Raw genomic sequence first — 3,960 nt, 5'->3', positions numbered from 1 at the left:
TCGCTAGTTGTCCACTCTGGCCCAACAGCTCAGTTGCTGTCATGTAGTGGCCAGAATGATGCGACTGAATCAGTCGCCTGATTCAGCCGCTGTCCAGATTTCTGTGTGATGAAGCTCCCAAAGCTCAAGCGCATCCTCACAGATCCGGACGAGTTCATTTCGAACGGTCAGTTGAAGTCTCTTAGCATGGAATTGCTTGAGCTGATACCGTTGGAAGGAATCGAGGGCTCTGGCCTCGATTCCGAGGAAATCATGGAAGTCGTGCTACGGGCTGCTGTTGACACGACATCGGTCAACGGCGTCACGACGAACACCGAGGACACACCAAATCGGGAGACGGTGATGGATTGGCTGCACACGCTGGAGAACGAGCCGATGCTCGATGCTGTCAACGATATCCTCGCGTTGGTGGCGATGACGGTTCTCGACCGCGGCGGGTCGAGAACCATCTGCATCGACTTCATGGACAACCCGTTCCATGGTCACCCGGAAGATGAAGACGAGTTCCGCCGGATGCAAGCCCGTGATGGCACCACAAAGTGTCATCGCTACTGCACAGTGTTCGTCCTTGCGCAAGGGAAGCCGCTGACGCTGGCAGTCGAACCAGTTGACGGCGATGATGACAAGGCCGACGCGGTCGAGCGCCTGCTCGCCCGCGTCGAGACATATCCCTTCGAGATTGAGCGGACTCTCATCGACAGAGCAGCCTTTGCTGGCGAGTTGATTGGTGTGCTTCGTGAGGCAGCACCGCCGGTCTTTCCGGTGAAGACTGGGAAAGACTCGCTGGAAGAGAAGCTGACGACGGACAAATCGTACATGACCGAAGAGACGATTTGTGAAGGAAAACCGTATGAACAGACGTATCCACTGGCAGTGAACGTCACATACCAAAACGGTGATCGTGGGAAGTCAGGCCTCAAACAGACGGGATACGCGGCGTACGGTCTGGAAGACCGCACGCCGACGCAAGTGGCGCGGATCTATAACAACCGGTCACGGATCGAGAAGAGCTACGAGAAATTCCGGGAAGCGCGGGCACTGACAACGACGCCGTCTACGACAATTCGGCTGTTCTACGTGGGTGTTGGCTTCCTGTTGGAGCAGTTGTGGATCGTGTTGCAGTGGGCGGTGCTCGCCCGACCACGGCGTGGCGGGCGAGCACTCCCGACAGACTTCACGTTCGGTGATGCATTTCTCCATGGGATTGAAGAGGTGTTGGACGATGAACTCGGCTGGAAGACGAAGCATCGGACGAACGGAGAGGGACTGCCAGCAGGACACGAGCACGGACTGGGTTGAGCCGCCTCGCTTCACCCGAAGCGAGGCTGGCGAGGAGCGACAGCTCTGTTCTGGGAGTGATCTCAGTGGCAGCTACGGAAGGGATACGTATGTGATCCGATATTTGCTGGCTCCTCCGCAGCGTTCGTAGGATTCTTCGCCTCGTTTTCGACGTCACTCCGGTGTGGAACCGGGCTTTTGCTGCCACCGTTATCGATAGAGTGGACAACTAGCGANGTAGGATTCTTCGCCTCGTTTTCGACGTCACTCCGGTGTGGAACCGGGCTTTTGCTGCCACCGTTATCGATAGAGTGGACAACTAGCGAATGTCGGAGTCAGCCCGCGCGAAGATAACGCGGTCCCACTCGCTGTAGGAGCCGATGATTTCGCGGTCGGTCTCCGCGGCCGCGTCGACGGCGTTCCACTCGCAGACGCCGTGCGTCCCGCCCTGTTCGTCGAGATCATCCCACCAGTCGGACTCGAGCGCGTTGTCGCCGTCGTCGAAGTCCTGTGTTCCCGGCGCGAAGTACGACAGGTCGGGATCGACGCCCTCTGCTTCGAAATAGCTGTTCTCCTCGGCGACCTCCTGGACGAGGCGCCAGGTGAAATACTCGTGTGCGACGTTCAGGTCTCCCATGGCGTTCCCTCGTTGAGCCCCTAGCGGGTTAATAAATTCCAATGTAGCGATAATTTCCATCATCTCGGAGGAGATCCACCAGCATTCTCGACAAGTACCTTAAAATCTTGAACTTGACAAGCGAAAAAGTTCAAAGACAAACGAAAATGTCCAATCTAAACAATGCTCGTCAAACAAATAGACGAATCGTGTAACGGTTTATGTGAATTCTTCGATGCCGAGATAGGAGTGAAAGTTGCTGAGAGCTGCTACGGCGGTTACGTGCATATCCATGCTACCATTACACATGACAGCGTTTGTGTGAGCGGTACGGTCGGTAGGCGCGATACTGTTCATGCTTATCAACTGGTTTATCGGCTCTAGGATCGTTATTGGGATGATGAGTGCTGATCAGAAACTTCTCGATCTCCCGCCAAGCGCGAAGCTCGTTTTCATAGTTCTTGAACATGAGGAGCCACTCACACAGAAGCAAATTGGTGAGGAAACGCTGCTTCCACTACGGACAGTTCGGTATGCGCTCACTCAGCTGGAAGAGATTGGGGAAGTCTCTGAGAGCATTTATTTTGCTGATGCTCGTCAGAAAATCTATAAAACAATTTAATTTCCGATAAACCCCACAACCGGCTGTTACAATGAGCCACTCTCCACTAACAGGGGAACGCTCTACCGTGATTGAGGATAAACACACCGGTATCGAAATAGATACGCTGTTGCAGTTGTCCCTCACGAAATACGCCAATCCCGAATACTACCGCGAGTTCTTCGATGAGTTCCTCCAGCGGTCAACTCACGGAAAGATACGATGTAGCGTGTCGGTCACAACGAACGGAGGTGAACTCTGAACGGTTTTCCGACGCGACCAATTAACTGGTGGTGTCGCAAAGTCCTCTAGACTTTGCCTCTGGTAGCCTCCACTGAGAGGTCACAGCTCATGGTTGTTTTGGTTGATCGACTGAGAAGTTCGTCGAAGAACGTCCGGTAGTGACCTGGATTGGCGTACTTCACGAGTCTGAGTTGAAGCAATGCCTCTAACCCGGCCTCTGTCCAGCGCATCCATTGGTTCTTGCATCGGTTCGCCACCTCTCCCATCGCTCNCACTATCGACGGCAACCACCGCCGGAGATACCCCGCAGCCTTCCTCGAACCGAACTGCGAGAGTTGCCACGCTGTCTTCTCAATACGCTCGGTTGTTCGCGCGATCCGTTCGCGGATCGCCGCGAACTCTTCCTCGGGACGGTGCTTGGCAACCGAGTTCTTCAGATGGAACACCTCGTCGATCACTTCTGTGACGATCTCGGTTCGCCGCTCCAAGGAGAACACGCCGTCATCCCAGAGATTGTAGCCCAGCGTCCGGCCAACGTGGACGAGATCAAGCTGATGCTCGCGTGTTTCGTCGGTAAATGCCGTGACGATACTGTCATCAGCGTCACTGACGACCGTAGCGTCGTCAGTGACTGCGCCGATGTCATCGAGAGCGGCCGCTGTCTCGTCCCAGTCAGCATTGATCGACAGATCCAGCAGGGACCGTGAGTCCTCAGCAGTATCCTCGCCGAGCGTTGCTTGAACGGAGTGGTACGATCGATCTTCGTCTTGGCTGTGACACTTCGTTCCGTCGGCGATAATCGCGTCAGCGTCCGTTCCGGCAACACAGTCAGGAAGGAACTGCTTGAGCTTGCTGCCGTATTCTTTGGCACGGCGGTTGATGGTNATAATCGCGTCAGCGTCCGTTCCGGCAACACAGTCAGGAAGGAACTGCTTGAGCTTGCTGCCGTATTCTTTGGCACGGCGGTTGATGGTGTCTGGCGACGGCATCGAGACGAAGCCGTCGCCGTGATCGGCGGCATCTCGATAGCTGAGAGAGGTAGCGAGATCGACGCTCTTGGCCGCGATGTCCTGTTGATAGCGATTCTGCCCGTCGAAGTCGATGACGTCTTCGACGGGCCGAAGATAGCTCGGTTCGTCGTGGTCAGCGGCTGTATCTTCGACGTAGTGGAGGTCGAATTCGTGCTCGCCGGCGGTCGTAACGGCTGTGCGGGGATCGGTGC

General features: G+C 55.5%; 4 protein-coding genes and 1 pseudogene. 3 read left to right on the top strand and 2 right to left on the bottom strand.

The window, feature by feature from the left end; all coding sequences use genetic code 11:
* Positions 1–108: 108 nt before the first annotated feature.
* Positions 109–1,299: an ISH3 family transposase gene (locus C448_RS03975; RefSeq protein ID WP_004052020.1), complete on the top strand. Its 1,191-nt coding sequence runs from the start codon at positions 109–111 to the stop codon at positions 1,297–1,299.
* A 298-nt stretch (positions 1,300–1,597) separates the two neighbouring features.
* Here the strand turns inward: C448_RS03975 and C448_RS03970 are convergent, their stop codons facing one another.
* Complete coding sequence (locus C448_RS03970; protein ID WP_004052019.1) at positions 1,598–1,915, bottom strand: hypothetical protein; 318 nt, start codon at positions 1,913–1,915, stop codon at positions 1,598–1,600.
* Between the two features lie 376 nt (positions 1,916–2,291).
* Here C448_RS03970 and C448_RS16645 point away from each other — a divergent pair, with 376 nt between their 5' ends.
* On the top strand, positions 2,292–2,516 hold the full coding sequence (locus C448_RS16645) for a MarR family transcriptional regulator (protein WP_049916038.1): 225 nt from the start codon (positions 2,292–2,294) through the stop codon (positions 2,514–2,516).
* 97 nt (positions 2,517–2,613) lie between these two features.
* A pseudogene (locus C448_RS15830) lies at positions 2,614–2,757 on the top strand (ISH6 family transposase); the annotation flags it as partial.
* 46 nt (positions 2,758–2,803) lie between these two features.
* Here C448_RS15830 and C448_RS03960 read toward each other — a convergent pair.
* Positions 2,804–3,960: hypothetical protein (locus C448_RS03960; RefSeq protein WP_004052017.1), on the bottom strand; the 1,157-nt coding region annotated here is incomplete at its 5' end.

The sequence above is a fragment of the Halococcus morrhuae DSM 1307 genome (assembly GCF_000336695.1).
In the GTDB taxonomy this organism is placed as follows: Archaea; Halobacteriota; Halobacteria; order Halobacteriales; family Halococcaceae; genus Halococcus; species Halococcus morrhuae.
This window is presented reverse-complemented; position numbering and strand designations above follow the sequence as displayed.